We start from the raw sequence: 18,808 nt of genomic DNA, 5'->3' as shown, positions 1-18,808 counted from the left end.
GACGGTGGATCCGATCCACGTCACTGCGACCCTAGGAACGGTCCTGGGCCCCCAGCGCGCTTTGCTACGCCGTCCGAAGGCCCCCGCCGTCACCCGTTCGGCGGTTCCGATCACCCGCCCTGAGGCCCGTACGCCGTCATGAAGCGGTCCCGGAAGGTGTTCATGCTCCACTCCGGCGCGTTGTCGGCGGGCTTGATGCCCTCCGTCCAGCCCCAGCCGGAGATGCGGTCCAGCACCTTGGGGTCGCGGGCGACGACGGTGACCGGCACGTCCCTGTTGCTGGTGCCCCCCGTGACCGTCGGGACGGGCTGGTGGTCGCCGAGGAAGACGAGCACGGTCTTGTCGTCGCCGTACCGCTGGACCCACTGGGTGAGGCTGTCCAGGGAGTACTGGATGGCCTTGCGGTACTCGGTCCGCACCCGCTTGGCGCTCTTCCAGACCTCCGTCGGGTTCGTGCCCTCCTTCTTGATCTTGTAGAAGACCTTGCCGTCGCCGAGGTCCTTCCAGTCGATCGTGTGGGCGATGGGGGACCAGGGGTTGTGGCTGGAGGCCAGGATGATCTCCGCCATGATCGGGTCCCGGTTCTTCTTGCCGTGCTCCAGCTTCTGGAAGGCCTCCAGGCTGAACTGGTCCGGCACCGGCGTCCAGCTGAAGTAGGGGCCCTGGTAGCCGAGATGGGTGGAGTCGTAGATGTGGTCGAGGCCGAAGTACTTGCCCTCGGGCCAGGCCTTGCGGACACCGGGGACGATGCCGACGGTCCGCCAGGCGCCGGTCTTGCGGAAGTAGCTGGTGAGGGTGGCGCGGTCGCTCGTGGTCAGGGTCCGGTACCGCTGCTGGTTCTTCACCCACAGGCCCGACAGGAACGTCGAGTGGGCGAGCCAGCTGCCGGCGCCCGTCACCGGCGACCTGAGCCAGCCGCTGCGCGCGGAGAAGCCGGCCGCCTTCAGCCGGGCGTCGCCCGCCTTGAGCGTCCGGTCGACCTCCGGTCCCATCGTCGGATCGTCGATGGCGACCCGGCCGTAGCTCTCGATGAAGGTGAGCATCACGTCCTTGCCGCGCAGTCCGGTCAGCAACTGGTCGGACGGGGTCTTGGCGTAGGCGTCGACGGTGAGCTGCTTCTTGAAGACCTCGGCGTCCCCGAGGCCGTCGCGGACGTACTGCACCCGGTTCGACAGGTACTGGGCGTACCCCTTGGTGGCCACGGTGACGCCGCCGAACTGCACGCCCAGCGTGAAGCAGATGATCCACACGACGCCGAAAACCAGCGTGGAACGCACGGCCACGGTGCGGTGCCGGGCCAGCACGTTCGCCAGCCGCACCGTCGCCAGCGCGCTCAGCACGAGCACGGCGACGACGAGGGCGATCACCCCGATCACCGCGAGGACTTCGCCGGTGCGTCCGAGCGAGTCCTTCAGGAAGGCCGCGGCGTCGCTGAGCAGGACCCAGTCGAAGACCAGGTCGAACGGCCGGGCCAGGGTCTGCCGGAAGCCCATGTCGAGGCACTTCAGGACCGCGGACAGCCCGAGGATCACGCCCAGGGCGGCGGCGGTGATCCGCCGTGCCCGCGACGGCAGCGCGAGCAGGACGGCGGCGAGGAAGATCCCCTCGACGGGAAGGCGCAGGAAGGACTGGACGGTGATGTAGTCCAGACGGTTGGGGACGAGCAGCACCACGAACACCAGCACGGCGGCCAGCACGGTCGTGCCGAGCCACACGCCCCGCGCGGTCCGCGGAAACCGCCGGCGCCAGCCGAACCAGCCGGGACGGGCGGGGGAGACGGGTGCGGCGGCCTGCGATTCTGCCTGCGCGTCGGGTTCGGCTTCGTCGTGGGTGGCGGTCTTCAGCGCGTCGGGTCCGGCCTCGTCGTGGGCGGTGGTCCGCACAGCCGGTTCGCCCTCGTCGCGCGCGGCGGTCTCGGTGGCGGGTTCCGTGGCACTGGGAGTCCTCGGCGTCGGCTTGCCGGCCGGCTCGGGGTCCTCGTGGGATGCGTCGGTCGCCGTCACGTCGGGGTCCGGGCTCCCGTCGGCGTCCGCGTCCGTGTCCGGCAGCTGGCGAGGGGGCGTGAGGTGCGACACCCGATGGTCCTTCCGTGCGGTTTCCCGGTGCTGGTACGGCGGACCGGGCCCGCAGGTCGGGGCCGCCTACCTCGCGTACGGCCCCCCGTCACCCTCCGTTCAAGCGCGCAGGTCAACCGCGGGCAAAGACTACCCCCGGCCCCGCGCTCACCGGTCGGCCGCCTCCGCCACGTCCCGGGCCCAGCGGTAGTCCGCCTTGCCGCTCGGCGAGCGCCGTATCGCGTCCGTGATCACCAGCTGCCGGGGGATCTTGTAACCGGCGAGATGGGTGCGGCAGTACGTCTGGACGTCCTCCAGGGACGGCCGCGGCGCGCCCTCGCGCAACTGCACCACCGCCGCGACGTGGTTGCCCCACTTCGCGTCCGGCACCCCGGCCACCAGCGCGTCGTACACGTCGGGATGGGACTTCAGCGCCTGCTCGACCTCCTCGGGATACACCTTCTCGCCGCCGGTGTTGATGCACTGCGAACCCCGGCCGAGGACGGTGACCACGCCCTCCTCGTCCACCGTCGCCATGTCCCCGAGCAGCACCCAGCGCTCGCCGTCCTTGTCGAAGAAGGTCTCGGCGGTCTTCCGTGGGTCGTTGTAGTAGCCGAGCGGGACGTGGCCGCACTGCGCGACCCGGCCCACCTCGCCGGCCGCGACCGGCTCACGGGTGACCGGATCGACCACCTGGGTGCGGGAGTTGACGCGGATGCGGAAGCTCTGCCCGGCCCCGGAGTCGGCCGTCGCCGTGCCGTTGAAACCGGATTCGGAGGAGCCGTAGTTGTTCAGCAGGACGGCGTTGGGCAGCAGTTCCTGGAACTGCCTGCGGACGGTCTCCGACAGCACCGCGCCGGACGAGGACACGCTGAACACCGACGAGCAGTCCGTGCCCTTCATGGGTCCGGCCAGCGCGTCGACCAGCGGCCGCAGCATCGCGTCGCCGACCAGCGAGATGCTGGTGACCTTCTCCTTCTCCACCGTCCGCAGCACCTCCTCGGGCACGAACTTGCGGTGGATCACGACGCGTTGGCCGAAGTTGAAGCCGATGAGCGAGGTGAGGGTCGAGGTGCCGTGCATCAGCGGGGGAGTGGGGAAGAAGGTGATCCCGCTGCCCCCGGCCGCGACCCGCTCGGCGAGCTCCTCGGGCTTCTTCACCGGCTCACCGGTCGGCGCCCCTCCGCCCAGCCCCGAGAAGAACAGGTCCTCCTGACGCCACATCACCCCCTTGGGCATGCCGGTGGTGCCGCCGGTGTAGATGATGAACTGGTCGTCGCCCGAGCGCGCCGGGAACCCGCGCTCCGGCGAGCCCGACGCCTCGGCCCCGGTGAACGGCACCGCGGCGAGAACCCCCTCGTCGTCGCCGCCCACCCGCACCAGATGCCGCAGTCCCGGGCACTGCGGCAGTGCCGCGGCCACCCGGGCGTCGAACTCCGCATCGAAGACCAGGGCCGCCAGATCGGCGTCCCGGTACAGGTACACCAACTCGTCCTCGACATAACGGTAGTTGACGTTGACCGGCACGATCCGCGCCTTCAGGCAGCCGAACACCGCCTGCAGGTACTCGATGCCGTTGTAGAGATGCAGCCCGAGATGCTCACCGGGACGGATCCCCGCGTCGACGAGGTGGTGGCCGATGCGGTTCGCCGCCGCGTCCAGCTCCGCGTACGTCAGCCGGCGTTCCGCGCCCGTCCCCGGATGGTCGATGTACACCAGCGCCTCGCGGTCGGGCACCACGTCGACGACCGACTCGAACAGGTCCGCAAGGTTGTACTCCACCGCTCCTCCTGACCCCGTGCAGCCGTGACGAAGAAAGGCGCATCCGTCGGTTCGCCGGTCATCAGAGCAAAGGGCGCGGCAACTGTGAAGGGTTCGCGCGAAGAAATCTGACTACCTGTCAGAAAACCCTTGAAGTGCCTCCCGCGCTCCTGCAACCTGTTCTCGTTCCCGGAGAGGGGAGATGGTCATGGGTGGGACGGAACACCTCACCGTCCGGCGCGAAGGCGCCACACTGGTGCTCACGCTCGACAGGCCCGAAGCCAAGAACGCGCTCTCACTGCCGATGCTGGTCGGTCTGTACGACGGCTGGGTCGAGGCCGACGAGGACGACGAGGTCCGGTCGATCGTGCTGACCGGTGCGGGCGGGTCGTTCTGCGCGGGCATGGACCTCAAGGCCCTGGCCGGGAAGGGCACCCAGGACGACCGCCACCGCGACCGCCTCAAGGCCGACCCGGACCTGCACTGGAAGGCGCTGCTGCGCCACCACCGCCCCCGCAAACCGGTGATCGCCGCCGTCGAGGGCCACTGCGTGGCGGGCGGCACCGAGATCCTCCAGGGCACCGACATCCGGGTCGCCGGCGAGTCGGCGACCTTCGGACTCTACGAGGTCAGGCGCGCACTGTTCCCCATCGGTGGCTCGACCGTCCGGCTGCAGCGCCAGATCCCGCGCACCCATGCCCTGGAGATGCTGCTCACCGGCCGTCCCTACACCGCCCGGGAGGCCGCCGGCATCGGCCTGATCGGCCATGTCGTGCCCGACGGCACGGCACTCGACAAGGCCCTGGAGATCGCCGAACAGGTCAACTCCTGCGGCCCGTTGGCGGTCGAGGCGATCAAGGCCTCGGTCTACGAGACCGCCGAGATGACGGAGACGGACGGCCTCGCCTCAGAACTCAAGCGCGGCTGGCCGATCTTCGACACCGCCGATGCCAGGGAAGGCGCCCGCGCCTTCGCGGAGAAGCGGCCGCCCGTCTACAAGCGCGCCTGACCCGAAGGAGACCGGGCATGCCCGAAGTCCTCAAAGCCCCCCTCGCCGTCGAGTTCCCCTTCACCCGCTCGCTCGGCCCCGTCCAGAGCGCCTTCCTGACCGGCCTGCGCGAACGCGTCGTGCTCGGCGTGAAGACCGTCGACGGCCGCACCCTGGTCCCGCCCGTCGAGTACGACCCCGTCACCGCCGACGAACTCCACGACCTCGTCGAGGTCGCCCCCACCGGCACCGTCACCACCTGGGCGTGGAACGAGCACCCCCGTCGCGATCAGCCCTTCGACACCCCCTTCGCCTGGGTCCTGGTCCGGCTCGACGGCGCCGACACAGCCCTTCTGCACGCCCTCGACGCCCCGGGCCCCGAGGCCGTGCACACCGGCATGCGGGTGCGCGTCCGCTGGGCCGGGGAACGCGCCGGAGCCATCACGGACATCGCCTGTTTCGAGCCGTACGACGGCGAACCCGTGCGACCGGCGGGCCACGACGGCCGGTTCGCGGAGCCGATCACCGGCATCGTCGCACCCGCCCGGCTCGACTACACCTACTCCCCGGGCCGCGCCCAGTCCGCCTACATCCACGCCCTCGCCGAACGCCGCACGGTCGGTGAGCGCTGCCCGTCCTGCCGGAAGGTGTACGTCCCGCCCCGAGGCGCGTGCCCCACCTGCGGTGTCGCCACCTCGGAACAGGTCGAGGTGGGCCCGCGCGGCACCGTCACCACCTTCTGCATCGTCAACATCAAGGCCAAGAACCTCGACATCGAAGTGCCGTACGTCTACGCCCACATCGCCCTCGACGGCGCCGACCTCGCGCTGCACGGACGCATCGGCGGCATCCCCTACGACCAGGTGCGCATGGGCCTGCGCGTCGAGGCGGTGTGGACCGAGGGGGCCCGCTACCCGGACCACTACCGGCCCACCGGTGAACCCGACGCGGAGTACGACGCCTACAAGGAGCTGCTGTGACACGGGACATAGCACTGGTCGCCTTCGCCCAGACCGATCACCGGCGCACCACCGACGAGCTCTCCGAGGTCGAGATGCTCATGCCGGTCCTGCACGGCGTCCTCGGCAGCACCGGCCTGAAGACCGCCGACATCGGCTTCACCTGTTCCGGCTCCAGCGACTACCTGGCCGGCCGCGCCTTCTCCTTCACCCTCGCCCTCGACGGCGTCGGCGCCTGGCCCCCGATCTCCGAGTCGCACGTCGAGATGGACGGCGCCTGGGCGCTGTACGAGGCGTGGACCAAACTCCTGACCGGCGACGCGGACACCGCACTCGTCTACTCCTACGGCAAGTCCTCCCCGGGCTCCGTGCGCGACGTCCTGACCCGGCAGCTCGACCCGTACTACGTGGCGCCGCTGTGGCCCGACTCCGTGGCGCTGGCCGCCCTCCAGGCGCAGGCCCTGATCGACGCGGGGGAGACCGACGAGCCCGCGCTCGCCGCCGTCGCCGCCCGCAGCCGCGCCGACGCCGCCGCCAACCCCCATGCGCAGCTGAAGGGTTCGGTCCCGCAGGGCGACCATCTCGTACGGCCGCTGCGCACCGGAGACTGCCCGCCCATCGGCGACGGCGCCGCCGCGGTGATCCTCGCGGCCGGCGAGCGGGCCCGCGACCTGTGCGAGCGGCCCGCCTGGATCCGCGGCATCGACCACCGCACCGAGGCCCACAGCCTGGGCGTGCGCGACCTGACCGACTCGCCCTCCGCCCGGCTGGCCGCCGAGAAGGCCGGCGCCTTCGAACGGCCCGTCGACACCGCCGAGCTGCACGCGCCGTTCACCTCCCAGGAGGTCGTGCTGCGCAAGGCGCTCCGGCTGGACGACACCGTGCGCGTCAACCCCTCCGGCGGCGCCCTCGCCGCCAACCCGATGATGGCCGCCGGGCTCATCCGCATCGGGGAGGCCGCCGCCGCCATCCACCGGGGCGAGTCCGACCGGGCGCTCGCCCACGCCACGTCCGGCCCGTGCCTGCAACAGAACCTGGTCGCCGTACTCGAAGGGGATCCGCGATGAGCAAGGAGCCCGTGGCCGTCACAGGGATCGGCCAGACCAAGCACGTGGCCGCCCGGCGCGATGTGTCCCTCGCGGGACTCGTCCGCGAGGCGGCCCGCCGCGCCCTCGACGACGCCGAGCTGACCTGGGCCGACATCGACGCCGTCGTCATCGGCAAGGCACCCGACTTCTTCGAGGGCGTCATGATGCCCGAGCTGTACCTCGCCGACGCGCTCGGCGCGGTCGGCAAACCGATGCTGCGCGTGCACACCGCCGGCTCGGTCGGCGGCTCCACCGCGCTCGTCGCCGCCAACCTGATCGCGGCCCGCGTCCACGGCACCGTGCTCACGCTGGCCTTCGAGAAGCAGTCCGAGTCCAACGCCATGTGGGGGCTGTCCCTGCCGATCCCCTTCCAGCAGCCCCTGCTCGCCGGGGCGGGCGGCTTCTTCGCGCCGCATGTACGCGCCTACATGCGGCGCACCGGCGCCCCCGACACGGTCGGCTCGCTGGTGGCGTACAAGGACCGGCGCAACGCGCTGAAGAACCCGTACGCCCATCTGCACGAGCACGACATCACCCTGGAGAAGGTCCAGGCCTCGCCGATGCTGTGGGACCCGATCCGGTACTCCGAGACCTGCCCCTCCTCCGACGGCGCCTGTGCGATGGTGCTGACCGACCGGGCGGGCGCGGCCCGGGCGCCGCGGCCCCCGGCCTGGATGCTGGGCGGCGCGATGCGCAGCGAGCCCACCCTCTTCGCCGGAAAGGACTTCGTCTCCCCGCAGGCCCGGCAAGGACTGCGCCGCCGACGTGTACCGGCAGGCCGGCATCGCCGACCCGCGCCGGGAGATCGACGCCGCCGAGATCTACGTGCCGTTCTCCTGGTACGAGCCCATGTGGCTGGAGAACCTAGGCTTCGCCGACGAGGGCGAGGGCTGGAAGCTCACCGAGTCGGGAGTGACGGAACTGGACGGCGATCTTCCCGTGAACATGTCGGGCGGGGTGCTGTCGACCAACCCCATCGGCGCCTCCGGCATGATCCGGTTCGCCGAGGCGGCCCTGCAGGTGCGCGGGCAGGCCGGAGAACACCAGGTGGAGGGCGCGCGGCGGGTTCTGGGGCACGCCTACGGAGGCGGTTCGCAGTTCTTTTCCATGTGGCTCGTGGGCAGCGAACCACCCACCTCCTGAGGGACTCGCCAAAGGTCCCCCTCACGTGCTCTGTTGGCATCAGAGGTCGATCGCTAGGCTGGCCGCGGACGACGCAATCGGGAGGAGCACGGACGTGGCCGAGAGCACCACCATCCAGCAGCACCCGCTCGCGGGCTGGGACAAGCCGGAGCTGGACCTCAGCAGCGCCGAATGGCACTCCAGCAGCCGTGGCCTGGGGGATGTCCAGATCGCCTTTGTCGAGGGTTTCATCGCGATGCGCAACAGCGGCCGCCCGGAAAGCCCTTCCCTGATCTTCACACCGGCGGAGTGGGGCGCGTTCGTGTCGGGCGCGAGGGAGGGCGAATTCGACCTCACCTGAGCCCTGGGGGAGAGGTGCCCGCCGGGCGGTGTCCTCCGCCCGTTTCCCGGACACTCGACCGTGAACACCTTCCCGGTGCCGGCACCCGAGCGAGGCCGGCCCGGGAGGACGGGTCGTGATCCGGAGGTGAGGACCCCATGAACAGCCTGCCCGTCGTCGCGGCGGTCGACGGTTCGGACGACAGCCTGCGCGCCCTGGACTGGGCCCTCGACGCCGCCCGAGAGCGCGCGGCCCCGCTGCGCGTGGTCCATGTGCGGCAGTACGCCGCCTGGGCCCAGCCCGACGTCCTGGTCGCCGGACCGCCGGACGCGGGCGACGACCCGGTGCTCGCCCAGGCGCGCGGCCACCTGGAGGACCGGGCCCACCCGCCCGGGATCGAGTACGTGGGCCTCGACGGCGCACCGGGCGCCGTGCTGCCCGGGCTGGGCGCCACGGCGCGGCTGCTGGTCCTCGGCTCCCGCGGCCGGGGCGGCTTCGCCAGTCTGCTGCTCGGCTCCAACGGCATGGCCGCCGCCCGCGACGCCGAGTGCCCGGTCGTCGTGGTGCCCCGGCCCGGACGCGAGGTGCACGGCGACGCGCCCGTCGAACCGGGGCCGCGGGTGGTCGTCGGTCTCCAGGTGGACGCCCCGGACGACGCGACCCTGTCCTTCGCCTTCACCGAGGCCGCGCTGCGCGGCGCCCGCCTCCAGGTCGTCGCCGCCTACGCCTGGCCGGTGCGGTCCTGGGCGGTCCCCGCCGAACTCGCCCCCGAGATGATCGACCAGGAGGCCGTCGAGAACGAGACCTGGACGCTCGCCGAGGGCTTCCTCACCCCGCACCGCAAGCACCACCCCGACGTGCGGGCCGACGCCTTCGCGCTGCCGGGCGACGCGGCCGGTCTGCTGGTCGCCGCCTCCAGGGACGCGGAACTTGTCGTGGTCGGCCGCCACCGCCGCCGCCTGCTCGCACCGGCCCGCATGCTCGGCTCGGTCACCCATGCGGTCCTCCTGCACGCGGCGAGCCCGGTCGCCGTCGTACCGCCGGAACCCGGGGACGCCTGAGACCGGCGCCCCTACCGCCACAGGTCTCGCGCAGAGCCTCCGGTCCCGGCTGCCACAGGCCCTAATGGACAGCCTCCCCTCTGTCATCAGCCGCATGCAGGACCCGCCGGCTTCGGGAACACGCCTCTGCCTCGCCCTCGCCCTCACCGTCCGGCGCGACGGTCACGGCGGCGTCGCCGACGGCCTGAGCGACACCGGCGGCCTCACCGCCTGGGTCCGCGACCATCCCGAGGTGGTGCCGGACGCCGACCGGTGGGTCGCCGGCGAGGGCGACCTGACCGCCGTACGAGAACTGCGGGCGGCCGTCCGCGCCCTCTTCGCCCACGCCGTCCGCCCCGCCGCGCCCAGCCCCGCCGACGCCGCCCGCCTCCTGCCCGTGCCCGACGCCCTCGCCCGCCCCAACGACGCGGCCGCACGTACCCCCACCGTGCCGGTCCTGCGCTGGGAGGAATGCGCCGAACCCACCGTGCGCCGCCGTGCGCCCGGCGGTGCCGAGGACCTCACGGCGCCCCTCGCAAGGGCCGCCATCGCCTTCCTCGCCGGCCCCGACCGGCAGCGACTGCGCGCCTGCCACGCACCGCGCTGCGTCCGCTACTTCCTCAAGGAGCACCCCCGGCAGGAGTGGTGCAAGCCCTCCTGCGGCAACCGTGTCCGGGTCGCACGGCATCACGAACGACACCGAAGCACTGTTTGAACCGGTTTCGGTCAGTAATGCTCGGACCACGTCGAGCAACCCCCTCGCGGCGTACCCTGAGCTGCCTGGAGGCCACGGTGCGTGTCCGCTCCCCGCGCGGACACACCACCGCGGCAGGGGGTATGCCATGGTGCAGCATGTCGTACGGAGCAGCCGGACCCTCTTCGAGCGCGAGAGCGAACTCGCCGCCGTAGATGAGGCGTTGGCCGCACTCACCGGTCTGCGCGCGGACGGGGCCGAACCGCCCGACCGTCCGCGCGGAGCCCTCCTCGCCTTCGCCGGGCGCGCCGGCATCGGCAAGACCACCCTCCTCGCCGAAGTCAGGCGGCTCGCCACCGCAAAGGGCTGCACCGTGCTCTCCGCGCGGGGCGGCGACCAGGAACAGCGGGTCGCCTTCCACGTCGCCCGCCAACTGCTCCAGCCCCAGTTCGCCGGCGCCTCACAGGCCCAACTGCGCGCATCACTGGGCAGTTGGTACGACATCGTGGGCCCCGCCCTCGGCCTGTGCGCGCCTACCGCGGTCGCCCCGCCCGACCAACAGGGCCTGCGTGACGGCCTGGACTGGATCCTCACCCATCTCGCCGCCCTGCGCGCCCCGATGGTGCTGGTGCTGGACGACGCCCACTGGGCCGACCCCGAATCCCTGCGCTGGCTCGCCGCGTTCGCGTCCCGCGCCGAACAGCTTCCACTGCTGATCGTCGTCGCCTACCGGCCCGACGAACTCCCCGAACACGCCGAGTCGTTCAGGGGACTGCCCGGCCGGACGGGCACCCGTCCCCTCGGTCTGGAACCGCTCAGCACCGCCGCCGTCGCCCGGCTGGTACGGGAGACGCTCGGCACACGCGCCGACGACGCCTTCTGCCGCGAGTGCTGGGCCGTCACCACCGGAAACCCCTTCGAGACCGTCGAGTTGCTCGCCAAGGTGCGCGAGCGCGGCCTCGCCCCGACCGAGTCCGCCGCGCCCCTGCTGCGCGACCTCGCCGCCGCCGTCAAGGGCAGCGGCCTGGTCTCCCGGCTCGAACGCCTCGGCGCCTCCACCGTGCGCTTCGCCTGGGCCTGCGCCGTCCTCGGCACCGAGATCCACCCCCTGCTCGCCGCCGCCGTCGCCGGACTCGGCCACGAGGAGGCCGCCGACGCCGCCGACGCCCTGCGCACGGCCCGCATCCTCACCGGCGCCGAGACCCTGGAGTTCGTCCACCCGCTGATCGCCACCGCCGTCTACCGCGCCATCCCGCCCGGCGTCCGCGTCGCCCTCCACGGCCAGGCCGCCTGGTGCGTGATCGACGACGGGCAGGGCCCCTCCGCGGCCGCCCGCCACCTTCTGGAGACCCACCCCGACGGCGACCACTGGGTCGTCCAGCAACTGCGCGCCGCCGCAGCGCAGACCCTGCGCGCCGGAGCACCCGACGCCGCCCGCGGCTACCTCGCGCGCGCCCTTCGCGAACCCCCGCCCCCCGGGGACCGCGCCGCCGTTCTGTACGAACTGGGCTCGGCCTCCCTGCTCACCGAACCCGCCACCACCGTCAACCATCTGCGCGCCGCTCTCGAGGAACCGGTCGCCGACCCCGGCCTGCGCCAGAACATCGTCTACCGGCTCTCCCAGGTCCTCGCCCACAGCGACCACCTCGCCGAGGCCTCCGACACCCTCGCCCGCGAGATCCGTGTCACCGACGACGCCCGGGTCAGGCTGCGCATGGTCGCCGAGCAGTTCATGTGGGACGCCTTCCGCGCCGACGAACCCGACCACCCCTCCCGCTCCCGCCGCCTGACCCGGCTCGCCGACCGCCTGAGCGGCCGCGACCTCACCGAGCGCTACGTCATCGGCCTGCGCACCTGGGACGCCGTCCTGCGCGGCGAGCCCGCCCGCGTCGCCCTCCACCACGCCGAACGCGCCCTGGCCGGCGGCCTGGGCTGGGCCGAACCCGACCGCGGCTTCGAGGTGCCCGTCCTCGTCGCGCTCGCCTTCATGTACGCCGACCGGCCGGGCCGTACCGAAGAACTCTTCGCGGCCGGTATCGCCGACTACGAACGCCAGGGCTGGCGCGGCGCCCACCTCTCCTTCGCCTACACGCTCCTCGCCTACGTCCGCTACCGGCGCGGCCGGCTCGCCGAGGCCGAGGACTTCGTCCGGGCGGGACTGCGGCTGGCCGAGCGCGTCGGCCCCGGCACCCCCGCCCACTGGTACGCCGTCGGCATCCTCATCGAGGTGCTGCTGGCCCGCGGCCGGGTCGCCGAGGCCGCCCGGACCGGCGAGGACTACTCCTTCTGCGCGCCCTACCCGGCGGCCGTCGTCTTCCCCGACGCCCAGACCGTGCGCGGCGAACTGCTCCTCGCCCGCGGCCTGCACCGCGAGGCGGCCGAGGAGCTCGCCGCGGCGGGCCGCCGCCTCGACCCGCGCGGCATCCGCAACCCCGCCTGGTGCCCCTGGCAGCTCCACCTCGCCCGCGCCGAGGCCCACACCAGCCCGGAGCGGGCCGTGACCACCGCCCTCGAAGCGGTCGCCCGGGCCCGCCAGTTCGGCACCCCGTCGGCCGTCGGCCAGGCCTTGCGCACGGCCGCGGAGGTCTCCTCCGGCTCCGCCCGGGTCAAATACCTGGAGGAGGCCGTCACCCACCTCGAACGCTCCCCGGCCGCCTACGAGCTGGCCTGCGCCCTGGTCGGCCTCGGTACGGAACTGCGCCGCACCGGCCGCCTGCGGGAGGCGGCCGAGCACCTCTACCGGGGCCTCGACGTGGCGGTCCAGTGCGGAGCCGACGGGCTGGTCGAAGAGGCCCGCGACGAACTCACCGCGGCGGGGCTGCGGCCTCGGCGCCTGTACAGCGCGGAGACGGACACCCTGACCTCGCGCGAACGCTCGGTGGCGAACCTCGCGGCCAAGGGCCGCACCGAGGCGGAGATCGCGGGCGAACTGCACATCGACGAGCCGGTGGTCGTGCGGCTGCTGTCCGCGGTCTACCGCAAGATCGGCACGGACCGCACAGGCCTGGCGGCCGCCTTGAGGACGCAGGACCAGGAGACCTAGGCAACGGGAGCCCACCCACCCGCACCACGCTCGCCTGCCCCGTACCATTGGCGCATGTCGTTCCTCCGCCGCCGCAGCGCGACCCCCGCCGGCCCAGACTTCGACGTGCTGGCCATGGACCCGGGCGACTGGCCCGGCAACCTCGGCGCCGGCCTGCTGCCCGCCCCCGACGGCAGCTGCCAGGGCGTCTTCCTGCGCTACGACCTCTTCGGCGGCCGCGGTCCCGCGATGATCATCGGCAATCTGCCGGAGGGCTCCCCGGCGCGCGAGGTCGCGGAGGGCGAGATCCCCTTCGAGGTGGCCCAGCTGCTGCTCGCGCTGGAGAACGAGGAGGAGGTGACGGTCGCCGGCGTGGAGGACATGCCCGTCATGCAGGGCGACAACCTCCTGATCGTGCGCCGCCTCAAGCTCTCCGAGAGCCGGATCTCCTGCGTGCAGTTCGACCGCAGCGACAACGTCCTGGTGACCATCGCCGCCTGGGACCGCCCCATCACCGACGACCTGTACGCCCTGCTGAAGCCGCTCCCGGCGGAGCTTTTCCAGCAGGGCTGACCCGGCTCTACCGGCCGGCCGGCACCGGCGTCACGTCCGCGGCACGCACGAACTCCACGCGATGGCCGTACTGGATCTCGTAGTACAGGTCCTTGCCCACCACGACCCGGTGCGAGTCGGTGGTGAAGGTGACCGCGTAGTAGTACTCGCCCGGCACCACGTCACCGACCACGTACCGCTGCCCCTTCGGAAGCGTGTACGGCAGCGGGGACACCGCCTGCGCGGGCACTCCCTCCGGATACGCCGACGCCTCCGGGTAGGCCCGCCCGTACACCGGCACGCTGTCCAGGCCCGCCCTCGGGGTCACGACCAGTCCGGAGGCCGGCACCGCGGTGGGGTCCTTGTGCGGGTTGCGGAACCACGCCTTCTGGCCCAGGTACCAGATCGCCGTCCAGTCCTTGTACCGCCCGGCGACCGCGTACTGCTGGCCGGTCGACACCCGTGAGCCCACGTCGTTGACGTCGATCGTGGAGTCGGCGCCCTTGTGCAGGCCGACGTCCTTGATCAGCGGCGAGTTCTCGTCGTGGTCCGAGTACAGGCGCACCTCGCCGGAACCGTGCGCCGCACAGGGCTCGCCCGAGATGACGCAGCCGGTGTACTGCGGCTGGTTGGTCGCGTAGTCCGGCAGGATCGTCACCACTCCCGTGCTCTTCCCCGCGGTCCGCTTGAAGGGGTGGCCGAGCAGCTCGAAGTAGTGCCGCCAGTCCCAGTAGGGGCCGGGGTCGGTGTGCATGCCGGGGATGGTCGCCGTCGTCGGACCGGGGACGTTCTCGTGGCCGAGGATGTGCCGGCGGTCCAGCGGGATGCCGTACTTCGCGGCGAGATACCGGACCAGGCGGGCCGACGCGCGGTACATCGCTTCCGTGTACCAGGCGTCCGGCGAGGCGAGGAAACCTTCATGCTCGATGCCGATCGACTTCGCGTTGACGTACCAGTTGCCCGCGTGCCAGGCCACGTCCTTGGCCTTCACATGCTGGGCGATCAGACCGTCCGTGGAGCGGATCGTGTAGTTCCATGACACATAGGTGGGGTCCTGGATCAGGTTGAGCACACCGTCCCAGGCGCCCTCGGTGTCGTGGACCACGATGTACTTGATGCTCTGGGACGCCGGGCGGTCGCCGAGGTCGTGGTTGCCGTAGTCGTCGTCCCCGAACTGCTGGTAGGGGGCGGGGATCCACTCGCAGGACACGGACTTCGGGCACTCCGCGCCGTCGGCGGGGACCGTCCGCAGGCCCGCCGCGCGCAGCTGCCCGGTGTCGGGGGCGAGGCCCGGCCGGGCGGCCAGGACGACCTGCTGCCCGGCGTCCGTCATGCGTTCCTCGCCGGTGCGGATCACGTCGTAGACGTCGTTCGCGTACGCGGCCGCCGTCGCGGTGTCGTCGGCGCCCGAGAAGCGGGCCACCGCCCCGTACCAGTCGGCCGGGTCCGCGCTCGGCGGCTCACCCAGGTCGCGCTGCGTGGCGGCGAGCAGCGCGGCGCCGCCGGCCACGTTGGCGGCCTCGTCCGTGCGCAGCCGCTCGGCCGGGATGCCGGTCAGCTCGGCCGCCTTCGGCAAGGTCCGCAGCCGGGCCGGCAGTGGGGTGGGGGCCGGGACCGCGGCGTCGGGGTGCAGGGCGGCGCGGGCGCTGTCGCCGCGTGCGTCCTCCGTGCCCTGACTGTGGTGCGAGGCGGCGGCGAGCGCGGCGCGGGCGTCGGTGAGGTGCATCGGGCCGTAACCGCCGGAGACGCTCGGCGCGCCCTCGTGCGCGTCCCAGCGGGACTGCAGATAGGAGACGCCGAGCAGGACGCTCTGCGGGACGTGGTACTCGGCCGCAGCGGACGCGAACGCCCGCTGTAGCGAGCCCGCCGACGACTCGGCCGGGCTCGGTGCCGGGGCCGCGCCCAGCAGCGGCAGCAGCAGGGCCCCGGTCACGAAGGTGCCGGCGGCTCGACGGGTGTGTCTGTGGCCGGCGGCGGATGTGGGGTCGGTGACGGATCCTCGCAATGCAGCCTCCTGGGACGAGCGGGCGTGGCGGGGCGTGCAGGGCCGGTGGTGGGTCAGTGGTACCGGCTTGCCGACGATCCGTCAATCATGCCCACGAGCAGGAGATTTCCCATGTCAACACGAGGATGGAGGAGTTTCGGGGGCGGCGGCTTTCGGGCCTGCGGGGCGTCAGTGGAGTACACCAATGGCCCGTACGGAGGAGCCCTTCCACACAAAGGTCCGCGGCGCGCTCCTCTCGGGCGCACCGCGGACCTTCGTCCCCGTCAGCGAGTGCCGACCGCCGCGCGTACGGCCCGACGGGCCAGCTGGCAGTCGTCGTGCAGCCGCCTGAGCAGCAGCCGCTGTTCCTCGCCGGACGGCGCAGCACTCGGGTGGGCCACCCCCGGTGCCGCCGGGGTCGTGTCGTGCATCGAACGCTGCACGGCCGTCTCGTAGGTGCGGATCTCACGGGTCAGGACGAGCATCAGGTTCACCAGGAACGCGTCCCGGGAGGCCGGACCCGCCGACTGGGCGATCTGGCTGATCTGACGGCGGGCCACCGGGGCGTCACCGAGGACCGTCCACAGCGTCGCCAGGTCATAGCCCGGCAGATACCAGCCCGCGTGCTCCCAGTCCACCAGCACTGGACCGGCCGGGGACAGAAGGATGTTCGAGAGCAGTGCGTCGCCGTGGCAGAACTGGCCCATGCCCTGCCGGCCCGCCGAGTGCGCGATCCCGTGCAGCAGCTTCTGCAGGTCACCCATGTCCCGGTCGGTGAGCAGCCCCAGCTCGTGGTAGCGGGAGATCCGGGCCGCGTAGTCCAGCGGGGCGTCGAAGGTGCCCGCCGGCGGCCGCCAGGCGTTGAGCCGGCAGACCGCGCCGAGTGCCGCTCTGATGTCCGCCCGGGGAGGAGCCTCGGTCGGATGCCGCTGCAGTGCGGCCACCCGTCCCGGCATCCGCTCGATGACCAGTGTGCAGTTGTCCGGGTCCGCCGCGATCAGCCTCGGCACCCGCACCGGAGGACGGTGCCGGACGAACGAGCGGTAGGCCGCTATCTCGTGCCGGATCCGCTCGGACCACGCGGGGGAGTGGTCCAGCAAGCACTTGGCGACGGCCGTACTGCGTCCGGTCGTGCCGACCAGGAGCACGGACCGTCCGCTGCGGCGCAGCACCTGTACCGGAGCGAACTCCGGACAGATCCGGTGCACCGACGCGATCGCCGTACGTAACTGGGCGCCCTGAGGGCCGGACAAGTCGAGTCTCCCGCTGAGCGGTTGGGTGCCGGACCCCGGGGCGCGCCGTGGCCGGCCCGCGCCGAGCACGGGGGCCGCCGGTCGCGCGGCGGGGTCGAGGTAGGGGCCGCTGCCCGCCGGGCGGGAGCGCAGCGACCGGGGCGGGGCGGACACGGAGGACGATGCTGCGTACATGGGCGAAACAGATCCCTTCGTGTGCCTGCATTGCCTGTGTGCTGATGTGCTGGGTGCGCTGCCCGGCCCGGCTCCCTGGGAAGCACCCTGGGGAATGCGTCCCTCGTTCACGAAGGCAACCGGGTCGGGGTGGCGCGTTCCTACCTGACACCCGATGCCCAGTGGCACACCATCTGGCGCACCCTGGCGAACCCTGGCGAATAGTCGCCCGGCAACTCTCACCGGGCTACTGTCAACTCAGCCGAGAACCTGGGGGCTTGACGTGAGCGGACGACCCAACACCCGCCTTGCGGACCTGTTCGGCCTGGCCGGCTGGTCCAAGGGCGAACTCGCGAGGCTGGTCAACCGGCAGGCGGCGGCCATGGGCCACCCCCAGCTGTCGACCGACACCTCCCGGGTGCGGCGTTGGATCGACACGGGAGAGATCCCGCGCGATCCGGTGCCGCGGGTGCTGGCGGCTCTGTTCACCGAGCGTCTCGGCCGTGTCGTGACCATCGAGGACCTCGGTCTGGTCCGGCACGGGCGTACGGGGAAACGGCAGGACGCCGGGAGTGTGGAACATCCCGACGGTGTGCCGTGGGCGCCCGAGCGGACGGCTGCGGTCCTCACCGAATTCACGGGAATGGACCTCATGCTCAACCGACGCGGCTTGGTGGGCGCGGGCGCCGCGCTCGCCGCGGGCTCCGCACTCAGCAGCGCCATGCACGACTGGCTGCACACCGACCCGGCCCTGAGGGCCGACGCCCCACGATTCGACGATCCCCTGCACGCCGACCCCGCTGGGTTCGACCGCTACGAGGCCGCCCCCATCGGGTCGCAGGAGATCGAGGAACTGGAGCGCTCGGTCGAGGTGTTCCGGGCCTGGGACGCCGCCCGCGGCGGCGGGCTGCAGCGCAAGGCAGTCGTGGGCCAGCTCAACGAGGTGGGCGGCATGCTCGCCTACCGTCACCCCGACCATCTCCAGCGGCGCCTGTGGGGCGTCGCTGCCAACCTCGCCGTCCTCGCGGGCTGGATGTCGCACGACGTCGGCCTGGAGCCCACGGCCCAGAAGTACTTCGTCATCGCCGCGCACGCGGCCAGAGAAGGCGGTGACCGGCCCCGCGCGGGGGAGGCGCTCTCGCGGGCGGCTCGCCAGATGGTGCACCTGGGCCGGCCCGACGACGCACTCGACCTGATGAAACTCGCCCAGTCCGGCTCGGGCGACGAGGTGCTGCCGCGCACCAAGGCGATGCTCTGCACCATCGAGGCCTGGGCACAGGCATCCATGGGCAAGGGCCAGGCCATGCGCCGCACCCTGGGCCAGGCGGAGGACCTCTTCGTCTCCGACAAGTCGGACGTGCCCCCACCGAGCTGGATGCAGATGTTCAAGGAGGAGGACCTGTACGGCATGCAGGCCCTGGCCTACCGCACGTTGGCCGAGCACGACCCGTCCGCGGCCGTGCACGCCCAGCACTACGCGGAGAAGGCCCTCGCCCTGCGTGTCGACGGACGCCAGCGGTCGAAGATCTTCGACTTCCTGTCCATGGCGTCGGCCTGCTTCATCGCCGACGATCCCGAGCAGGCCGACCGCTACGCACGCCTGGCCCTGATGTCGATGGGATCCAACTCCTCCCACCGCACCTGGGACCGGCTGCGCCAGATGTACCGGCTCACGGCCGAGTACTCCAGCTATCCGAAGATCAACGAACTGCGGGAGGAGATCGAACTGGCGCTGCCGAAGAAGGCCTCCCAGGGCGGCAACAGCGCACGGGCGTAGGGGGTTCGCGCCTCCGCGGGA

General features: G+C 72.2%; 13 protein-coding genes and 1 pseudogene. 10 read left to right on the top strand and 4 right to left on the bottom strand.

Features of this window, described 5'->3' with window-relative positions; all coding sequences use genetic code 11:
* Positions 1 to 110: 110 nt before the first annotated feature.
* The gene (locus tag LN251_RS31995; protein ID WP_458247641.1) at positions 111 to 2,075 is read right to left on the bottom strand and encodes a sulfatase; all 1,965 of its coding nucleotides are present in this window, start codon (positions 2,073 to 2,075) and stop codon (positions 111 to 113) included.
* Positions 2,076 to 2,222: 147 nt separating this feature from the next.
* The gene (locus tag LN251_RS31990) at positions 2,223 to 3,836 is read right to left on the bottom strand and encodes an acyl-CoA synthetase (RefSeq protein WP_458247640.1); all 1,614 of its coding nucleotides are present in this window, start codon (positions 3,834 to 3,836) and stop codon (positions 2,223 to 2,225) included.
* A gap of 187 nt (positions 3,837 to 4,023) precedes the next feature.
* On the opposite strand from LN251_RS31990, the gene LN251_RS31985 reads away from it, so the two are divergent.
* The 9 genes and pseudogenes from LN251_RS31985 (at position 4,024) to LN251_RS31945 (ending at position 13,641) form a co-directional block, all read left to right on the top strand.
* A complete protein-coding gene (locus tag LN251_RS31985) occupies positions 4,024 to 4,824 on the top strand; it encodes a crotonase/enoyl-CoA hydratase family protein (RefSeq protein WP_458247639.1) in 801 nt (266 codons plus the stop codon).
* A gap of 17 nt (positions 4,825 to 4,841) precedes the next feature.
* Entirely contained in the window at positions 4,842 to 5,783 is a 942-nt protein-coding gene (locus LN251_RS31980; protein ID WP_458247638.1) for a Zn-ribbon domain-containing OB-fold protein, read from the top strand.
* Positions 5,780 to 6,829 (top strand): thiolase domain-containing protein, encoded by a 1,050-nt coding sequence (locus LN251_RS31975; protein WP_458247637.1) that lies wholly within the window; start codon positions 5,780 to 5,782, stop codon positions 6,827 to 6,829. Before LN251_RS31980 ends, LN251_RS31975 begins: the two co-directional genes overlap by 4 nt.
* Positions 6,826 to 7,993 (top strand): annotated as a pseudogene (locus LN251_RS31970) (thiolase domain-containing protein). Before LN251_RS31975 ends, LN251_RS31970 begins: the two are co-directional and overlap by 4 nt.
* Before the next feature lie 94 nt (positions 7,994 to 8,087).
* A complete protein-coding gene (locus LN251_RS31965) occupies positions 8,088 to 8,333 on the top strand; it encodes a DUF397 domain-containing protein (RefSeq protein ID WP_058928597.1) in 246 nt (81 codons plus the stop codon).
* Between the two features lie 137 nt (positions 8,334 to 8,470).
* On the top strand, positions 8,471 to 9,373 hold the full coding sequence (locus LN251_RS31960) for a universal stress protein (RefSeq protein ID WP_458247636.1): 903 nt from the start codon (positions 8,471 to 8,473) through the stop codon (positions 9,371 to 9,373).
* 94 nt (positions 9,374 to 9,467) lie between these two features.
* A complete protein-coding gene (locus LN251_RS31955; protein WP_458247635.1) occupies positions 9,468 to 10,067 on the top strand; it encodes a CGNR zinc finger domain-containing protein in 600 nt (199 codons plus the stop codon).
* A gap of 127 nt (positions 10,068 to 10,194) precedes the next feature.
* On the top strand, positions 10,195 to 13,089 hold the full coding sequence (locus LN251_RS31950; protein WP_458247634.1) for a helix-turn-helix transcriptional regulator: 2,895 nt from the start codon (positions 10,195 to 10,197) through the stop codon (positions 13,087 to 13,089).
* Between the two features lie 54 nt (positions 13,090 to 13,143).
* Complete coding sequence (locus tag LN251_RS31945; RefSeq protein WP_458247633.1) at positions 13,144 to 13,641, top strand: hypothetical protein; 498 nt, start codon at positions 13,144 to 13,146, stop codon at positions 13,639 to 13,641.
* Positions 13,642 to 13,648: 7 nt separating this feature from the next.
* Here LN251_RS31945 and LN251_RS31940 read toward each other — a convergent pair whose 3' ends face one another.
* Both LN251_RS31940 and LN251_RS31935 read right to left on the bottom strand, forming a co-directional pair.
* Entirely contained in the window at positions 13,649 to 15,625 is a 1,977-nt protein-coding gene (locus LN251_RS31940; protein ID WP_458247632.1) for an N-acetylmuramoyl-L-alanine amidase, read from the bottom strand.
* A 263-nt stretch (positions 15,626 to 15,888) separates the two neighbouring features.
* Complete coding sequence (locus LN251_RS31935) at positions 15,889 to 17,031, bottom strand: aminoglycoside phosphotransferase family protein (RefSeq protein WP_458247631.1); 1,143 nt, start codon at positions 17,029 to 17,031, stop codon at positions 15,889 to 15,891.
* Between the two features lie 262 nt (positions 17,032 to 17,293).
* Between LN251_RS31935 and LN251_RS31930 the strand changes: the two genes are divergently transcribed.
* Entirely contained in the window at positions 17,294 to 18,787 is a 1,494-nt protein-coding gene (locus LN251_RS31930; RefSeq protein ID WP_458247630.1) for a DNA-binding protein NsdB, read from the top strand.
* Positions 18,788 to 18,808 lie beyond the last annotated feature (21 nt).

This window comes from Streptomyces sp. MAI_2237, assembly GCF_054189285.1.
The sequence above is the reverse complement of the archived record's forward strand: the minus strand, read 5'-3'. Positions and strand labels throughout refer to the sequence as shown.

Coding starts and splice junctions, on each gene's coding strand:
- LN251_RS31950 (WP_458247634.1), top strand. CDS start 10,195: ATGGTGCAGCATGTCGTACGGAGCAGCCGGACCCTCTTCGAGCGCGAG.
- LN251_RS31955 (WP_458247635.1), top strand. CDS start 9,468: ATGCAGGACCCGCCGGCTTCGGGAACACGCCTCTGCCTCGCCCTCGCC.
- LN251_RS31935 (WP_458247631.1), bottom strand. CDS start 17,031: ATGTACGCAGCATCGTCCTCCGTGTCCGCCCCGCCCCGGTCGCTGCGC.
- LN251_RS31960 (WP_458247636.1), top strand. CDS start 8,471: ATGAACAGCCTGCCCGTCGTCGCGGCGGTCGACGGTTCGGACGACAGC.
- LN251_RS31985 (WP_458247639.1), top strand. CDS start 4,024: ATGGGTGGGACGGAACACCTCACCGTCCGGCGCGAAGGCGCCACACTG.
- LN251_RS31945 (WP_458247633.1), top strand. CDS start 13,144: ATGTCGTTCCTCCGCCGCCGCAGCGCGACCCCCGCCGGCCCAGACTTC.
- LN251_RS31980 (WP_458247638.1), top strand. CDS start 4,842: ATGCCCGAAGTCCTCAAAGCCCCCCTCGCCGTCGAGTTCCCCTTCACC.